Annotated in this window: 6 protein-coding genes and 1 tRNA gene; 2 read left to right on the plus strand and 5 right to left on the minus strand. The window is 34.9% G+C overall.

Features of this window, described 5'->3' with window-relative positions; translation table 11 throughout:
- Positions 1 to 55: 55 nt before the first annotated feature.
- The 5 genes from RMO83_RS14250 to RMO83_RS14270 form a co-directional block, all read right to left on the minus strand.
- The gene (locus RMO83_RS14250; protein WP_310560368.1) at positions 56 to 988 is read right to left on the minus strand and encodes a bifunctional riboflavin kinase/FAD synthetase; all 933 of its coding nucleotides are present in this window, start codon (positions 986 to 988) and stop codon (positions 56 to 58) included.
- Positions 989 to 1,109: 121 nt separating this feature from the next.
- A complete protein-coding gene (locus tag RMO83_RS14255; RefSeq protein ID WP_310560369.1) occupies positions 1,110 to 3,224 on the minus strand; it encodes a T9SS type A sorting domain-containing protein in 2,115 nt (704 codons plus the stop codon).
- A 118-nt stretch (positions 3,225 to 3,342) separates the two neighbouring features.
- On the minus strand, positions 3,343 to 4,017 hold the full coding sequence (gene pth / locus RMO83_RS14260; RefSeq protein WP_310560370.1) for an aminoacyl-tRNA hydrolase: 675 nt from the start codon (positions 4,015 to 4,017) through the stop codon (positions 3,343 to 3,345).
- A gap of 121 nt (positions 4,018 to 4,138) precedes the next feature.
- A complete protein-coding gene (locus RMO83_RS14265; protein ID WP_310560371.1) occupies positions 4,139 to 4,747 on the minus strand; it encodes a 50S ribosomal protein L25/general stress protein Ctc in 609 nt (202 codons plus the stop codon).
- An 84-nt stretch (positions 4,748 to 4,831) separates the two neighbouring features.
- Positions 4,832 to 5,773 carry a ribose-phosphate pyrophosphokinase gene (locus tag RMO83_RS14270; protein WP_310560372.1) on the minus strand — a complete coding sequence of 314 codons (942 nt, stop codon included), beginning with the start codon at positions 5,771 to 5,773 and terminating at the stop codon, positions 4,832 to 4,834.
- A gap of 286 nt (positions 5,774 to 6,059) precedes the next feature.
- Here RMO83_RS14270 and RMO83_RS14275 point away from each other — a divergent pair.
- Together RMO83_RS14275 and RMO83_RS14280 are read left to right on the plus strand one after the other, a co-directional pair.
- A tRNA-Leu gene (locus RMO83_RS14275) sits at positions 6,060 to 6,139 on the plus strand.
- A 153-nt stretch (positions 6,140 to 6,292) separates the two neighbouring features.
- Positions 6,293 to 6,520, plus strand: a complete 228-nt coding sequence (locus tag RMO83_RS14280; RefSeq protein ID WP_310560373.1) for a hypothetical protein — start codon at positions 6,293 to 6,295, stop codon at positions 6,518 to 6,520.
- The last annotated feature ends 131 nt before the right edge of the window (positions 6,521 to 6,651 follow it).

Here is a 6,651-nt window from a genome sequence, read left to right on the forward strand (position 1 = left end):
TTCAAATGTATGTAAAAAATAATAGTTTTTTACGAAATAGTCTAAATTTAACTAATTATTGTTGTTTGCTGATGTAGTTAAATGCGGCTTGTTTGTCTCTTTCTAATTGTTCTTTTAGCAAGATAACCGAATCGAATTTTTGCTCTGAACGAAGATATTTAAGAATAGAAACTTGCATCTTTTGGCCATATAAATCAGCGTCAAAGTCTAAATAATGCACTTCAACAGATAGTTGCTCTCCAGAAACAGTTGGATTAAATCCGATATTCATTATTCCAAACACGGTTTTCTGGTCGATGCTACTTTTTACAACATAAACACCGTTTCTCGGAATAAGTTTATCGCTTTCTTCAATCGTAAGGTTCGCCGTAGGAAATCCAATCGTTCTTCCTAATTGCTTTCCTTTAGAAACAATTCCTGTTAGAAAGTATTCATAACCTAAATAATCATTGGCCAAAGCCATATTTCCCTCGGTTAGTGCCTTTCTAATTTTGGTGGAACTTATGGACACCTGCTTTACTTCTTGAACGGAGATTTGTTCCACTTCAAAATCATATCGTTTTCCAAAAGCGATTAAGTCGTCAATATTTGCCGTTCTGTTTCTTCCAAATCGATGATCGTGACCAATAATTATTTTTTGAATGTGAAATCGATCGACAAGTATTGTTTTGACAAATTCTTCGGCTGTGAGTTTAGAGAATTCTTCATCAAATGGATGAATTACAAGATTCTGAACACCTAAATTTTCTAATAAATCTATTTTTTCACCAATCGTATTAAGTAATTTTATATCTGATTGCCCTTTTAAAACCATTCTTGGATGCGGAAAAAAAGTAAGTACTAAACTTTCTGTTGAATCAGTGTTGGTGTTTTGAGTTACTTTTTCCAAGATTTTTCGATGGCCAATATGGACTCCGTCAAAAGTACCTAAAGTAAGTATGGTTTTTTTTGAACAAATGAAATCATTTACAGAATTGAAAATCTTCAAAGCAATTTTTTTTAGAATGTTGCAAATTTATACAATTAAAACAAACCTATTGATCGAATAGTTGATAAAAAAAAAGAGGATTGAAATAAATCAATCCTCTAAAAAGTGTTATAATTTGTAACTATTCTTTAATGAATTGTAGTGTTTTCGTTTGGTCTTCTTTGGTTATCTTAATAAAATAAATGCCCTTACTCAACGAAGAAGTATTTACAATTAAATCTGCTTCCTTAGAAACTGCTTTTCGACTAATAATTTGACCCAAAGTATTTGAAATGGCATAACTATTAGGCAAACCAAAATTACTAGGAACAAGAATATTCAAAGTTTCTTTTGTAGGATTTGGATAAAGATAAATGTCATTTAATGCATCAAATTTATTAACTCCCAAAGTATTGGTGGTAAATGTTGTGATTTCGCTCGATGTAAAGCTGCCTCCTGACTTAACCGTAATTGCACCATTGTTCGTTTTTATATCATAGTAACCATCTCCACCACCACAACAAATTCCATCGCCTACTCCATCGTTGATAGTAAAAGTATAACATTGATTATTAGATAGTGTCCAGGTTTTTGTTACTAAGTTAGGTAAGGTTGTTCCCGCGGCATCGTTATAAACGCCACCAGTACAACTAGCACAACCACCACTATATATAATTTTTCCAGATGCGTCTTTTAAATTCCAATCCGTTTCACTTGCATACAAATCTTTTTGTAAGCGAAAGGTATAAGTGGTATAATTGTAGTTTTGAGTTACAGGAATAGTAAAACTTCCTGAAGCGGAATTGTTTGATGGTCTTTGGTCTGTTCCTCCATTAGCGGAGCCAACACTAACATTTATAGTTCCATCTACAGCAGAATTTATGGTGATATCAAAAGAAGCTGGTTTATTAGTGGCTAAATCACCAGTCCAATTGTAGACTTTATTACTTCCACCATTAATATTATAATTTATTGTTGCTGAGGTTAGATTGCTCGTGCCTCTGTTGTAAATGGTTATTTTTTGAGTATTCTGGTTTGCTGGAGTGCCACAAATTGGAGTTGAGCAACTTACTTCGAGTTTGACTTCGGCATCATTTGCGACTAAAGAGATTGCTGTACCTTTATTAGATGTTTTTAGTGAACTTCTTCTTGGTGCATAATCAATTATAGTTCTTATCCTATCTTTTTGATTTTGAGTAAAAATATTCATGCAAGCATCTTCAGTATAATCCATATAGTTTTCTGGCATATCATTTCCAGGATCAGACGGGCAGGTGTCAAAAGTGCCGCAACTGTAGTGTTCCCAACCCGCTTGAGGGGTATCAGCACAAAAATCTGATGCTGTGCAATCAGGAGAATTGGCGGCTTCATCGCCAGTTCCATCTCCCCAAATGTGTTTTAACCCAAGCCAATGTCCTACTTCGTGAGACATCGTTCTTCCTTTGTTATATGTTGTGTCTAATAAGAAAGTACCATCATCGTAGGTTATACTTCCAAACACATTATAGTTAGAAACTACTCCGTCAGTATCCGCTGCGCCGCCTGAAGGGTCAAGACCGTCCAATCCCGAAGCATCTGGAAATTGGGCATACCCCAAAAGACTAGTGTCTGTAAAATTAATGCTCCACATATTCATATATAACGAAGAATCCCAAATAGTGGCCGGTTTCACAATGGCATCAATGTCAACATCAGACCATGACGGCTGACAAAGACTCACTCGGTCAATTCCGTTTGTGGGGTTTCCTTTCGGGTCTTGTTTAGCCAAAACGAATTGAATTTCAGTGTTTGCTCCAACGGGGTTTGTATTATACCCTGGAGAGCCCAACAATCTACTGTAATCCTGATTCAACACTGTAATCTGTGATTCTACCTGAGCATCTGTAATGTTTGGTGCAGTACCAATAGGTTGGCCATCGTAAATTACGTGAACTACAACTGGGATAGTTATCACCGTAGCAACAGTTTTAGAGTTGGTTCGCATTGCTTTGTACTTATTCACTAATGGTGTTACCCATGTTTCAAATTGAGCATTTGTCATTCTCTTAGGATTTTTTTCCTGAAGAAATTGCTCGTATTCTGTTGTAGCGCATCGAATTTTTCCGTTTGCAGGATTCGCAGTTGATGCTTTAACAGTTTTGCCAAATATCGTTTTGTTTGTAATTGGTTTTTTGTTTTGGCTATAAGTGTTGCCAAGTGTAAGCAAGAATACAACCACAAGAATGAGTTTGATGTAAGGAGAAGTAAGTTTATACATTTTATAATTTTTTTTCAAAGTTAATAATTTTACCGAAACACAAAGAATTTAATAAAAATTTATCAGAAAGGTTAGGATCAATTTCATTAAAATGACAACTGCTGCGAAATAGAGCTTTTTATTTTCCGTTAAAAGTAGTCATCGTGTTTTCTATTCCGGCTGTCCCAAAGGATTTTATAATTTCAGAAGCTAATTCTAATCGTTCTGGTAGTGCTATTTTTTCGGAATCGTCCCATTCTCCAAGAACATAATCTACTTGCTTTCCTTTTTTGAATTCATCACTGATGCCAAAACGAAAACGAATGTAATCATTGGTGTTTAGGGCTGATTGAACACTTTTTAGCCCGTTGTGTCCGCCATCACTGCCTTTTTTTCTGATGCGAATAGTCCCAAAAGGCAAATTCAAATCGTCAGTAATAATCATCACGTTTTCCATTGGGATATTTGCTGCATTCATCCAATATTGCACCGCATTTCCGCTCAAATTCATATAGGTATTGGGCTTCAATAGTAAAAAGGTTCTCCCTTTGAACTTGTATTCGGCAAGCGCACCAAGTTTTACGGTTTCAAATTGGAGACTTTCTTTTTTTGCAAGGAAATCAACTACTTTAAAACCAATATTATGTCTTGTATTTACATATTCAGCGCCGATGTTGCCCAAGCCAACGATTAAAAATTTAGTACTCACTTTATTTATATTACTTTTTTGGTGTTCGTGAACCTCAGTTTTTATATTATCTATTTTGTGATCTGTTTTTGTGTTTGAAAACAAATTGTTCAACCATTTGATCATTGTGCAAAAGTAAACTTTTTTTTTAAAAGCTTCTGGACTTCAAAAAGGTTGTACGCAAGATATTATAACAAAAAAAGCACCAGTACTAAAACTGATGCTTTTTTGAAATATTTGAAAAATTTTATTTTTTCTTTTTCCCTGCAGGAGCTTTTGCTGCTTTTGCTGCTTCTTGTGCTGCCTTCATAGCTGCACGAGAAATTCTTACTTGAGCAACAACAGTATTGTCTGGGTGCAATAATTTGCATTTGTCAGCAACAAGTTTCGTGACATACAATTTGTTCCCCATTTGAAGTTCTGAAATATTCGCTTCAATAAAATCAGGAAGATTTTTTGGTAAAGCTTTTACTTTCAATCTACGAGTGTTCAAACGTAAATCACCTCCCAATAAAACTCCAGGAGATACTCCAACCACTTTTACTGGAACTTCCATAGTGATTTCTTTGTCGTCAAATAATTGAAAGAAGTCAATGTGTAAAATTTTGTCAGACACAGGATGAACCTGAATGTCTTGCAAAACTGCGTTGAATGATTTATCGCCAAGTTCAATCACAACTGTGTGTGCGTTTGGAGTGTAAACCAAGGTTTTAAATGCTCTTTCGTCTGCTGAAAAATGCACTGGTTGATTTCCTCCGTATATAACGCAAGGAACCGCTCCAGCATTACGTAAGGCTTTAGTCGCAACTTTGCCCACGCTTTCTCTTTCTGATCCTTTAATTGTAATCGATTTCATTGTAAAAATTTATTTAGTTAATTATTATTAAAACTCTTTTTTCTAAGTTTTTGACTTCCATCTCCCATCTTCTCTCTTCCTTTACTACATCAAAAACTTCCCGCTTATGGAATTGTTGTGTTGAACCATGTACATTACTTCGGCAAAAAGAGGCGCACAACTCACCACTTTTATCTTGTTTGATACCTTCTTTAAAGGAATGGAATCAGTAACGATTAATTCGAGTAATTTCGAATTTTCAATTTTTTCGTATGCATCTCCTGATAAAATGGCGTGTGTACATATCGCTCTTACACTCAACGCTCCTTTTTCCATCATTAAATCAGCGGCTCTTGCCAATGTTCCTCCTGTATCGATCATATCATCTACAAGAATTACATTTTTGCCTTTTACTTCTCCGATCAACTCCATAGTTTCGATAACATTGGCCGCTTTTCTTTGCTTGTAGCAAATAACCACTTCTGAATTTAAAAACTTAGAATAGGCATACGCTCTTTTAGAACCACCCATATCTGGGGATGCAATCATCAAATTTTCAAGATTTAGACTTTCTACATACGGCAAAAATATTGTCGATGCAAAAAGGTGATCTACTGGTTTTTCAAAGAATCCTTGTATTTGATCGGCATGCAAATCCATTGTCATAATTCTTGTTGCACCTGCGGTCTCTAATAATTTAGCCACTAATTTAGCTCCAATCGGAACTCTTGGCTTGTCTTTTCTATCCTGTCTTGCCCAACCGAAATAAGGTATTACAGCTGTTATGTGTCTGGCTGAAGCTCGTTTTGCAGCATCAATCATCAGTAACAATTCCATCAAATTATCGGAACTTGGAAAAGTAGAACAGATAATAAACACACGCAAACCTCGAATAGACTCCTCATAAGAGGGCTGATATTCCCCATCACTGTATCTCGACATACTAACTTTACCTAAAGGTATTCCATATTCCTTGGCAATTATTTCAGCGAGATAAACACTTTGTGAACATGCAAAAATTTTAGCTTCTGGCTCTAAGTGTGACATTTAATTTTTGTTTTTTTACGTTGCGTTCCATCTAATTTAGCTCTAGTTGCCTTTGCCAAATAATGTATCCGCCTCGAATGTAGTTAGTTAGTTGTGTTTCGTTTTACCGAGGTGCAAATTTAGGAATAAAATCGAACTCTGAAAGGAAAAATTAGAGTATTTTTATTAGAATTTGTTATAATATTTTTTACATTTGCACCGTGTTAAAGAAAAGCGACTTGTTTTTATAGCAATAATCTCTTTTTAATGCGTTGAAATAACTGTCGTTATTTCTGTCCTGCTAATTGCCCGGATGGCGGAATTGGTAGACGCGCTGGTCTCAAACACCTGTGGGAAACCGTGCCGGTTCGACTCCGGCTCCGGGTACTTTAAAAATCCTTAACTGCTTTATTTTAAGTAGATTAAGGATTTTTTATTTAAAATTATCCCGAAATTATCCCGAAAACGTGTAAAAAATCAAGTTAGAATTGACAATAAAGATTATTGCTTTTTAATTATTTTTGCTTGAAATTTGCAATTATGAGCCGTTCACATAGAAAAAATAAAATTTTTGGACACACTTGCAAAAATTCCGAAAAATGGGATAAAATCAATGCAAATAAAAAATTACGTAGATTGGTAAAAGTTAGAATTGCAAAACATTATGAAATTTTACCTTTGCAAAAAGAGGTTTCTCATAGGTGGTGGTTTGCAAAATACGGAAAACAGTATTGGGCAAATGCAGAAAAAAAAGATATGTCTAAATAGTCAACCCTTAAAAAGAGCTATTTTTAATTTCCACAAAAATAGGAATATTATTTTCAGGATAGAAGTTGAACAAATAATTAAGCCAAAAAACAATTTGTTCCTTGATTTGGTTGAATCGGAGCTTAAAATTG

The sequence above is a fragment of the Flavobacterium sp. genome (assembly GCF_031423415.1).
In the GTDB taxonomy this organism is placed as follows: domain Bacteria; phylum Bacteroidota; class Bacteroidia; order Flavobacteriales; family Flavobacteriaceae; genus Flavobacterium.

Bases quoted from the DNA above. Each gene is read 5' to 3' on its own strand.
- RMO83_RS14255 (WP_310560369.1), bottom strand. From the start codon at position 3,224: ATGTATAAACTTACTTCTCCTTACATCAAACTCATTCTTGTGGTTGTA.
- pth (WP_310560370.1), bottom strand. From the start codon at position 4,017: ATGATCAAATGGTTGAACAATTTGTTTTCAAACACAAAAACAGATCAC.
- RMO83_RS14265 (WP_310560371.1), bottom strand. From the start codon at position 4,747: ATGAAATCGATTACAATTAAAGGATCAGAAAGAGAAAGCGTGGGCAAA.
- RMO83_RS14270 (WP_310560372.1), bottom strand. From the start codon at position 5,773: ATGTCACACTTAGAGCCAGAAGCTAAAATTTTTGCATGTTCACAAAGT.
- RMO83_RS14280 (WP_310560373.1), top strand. From the start codon at position 6,293: ATGAGCCGTTCACATAGAAAAAATAAAATTTTTGGACACACTTGCAAA.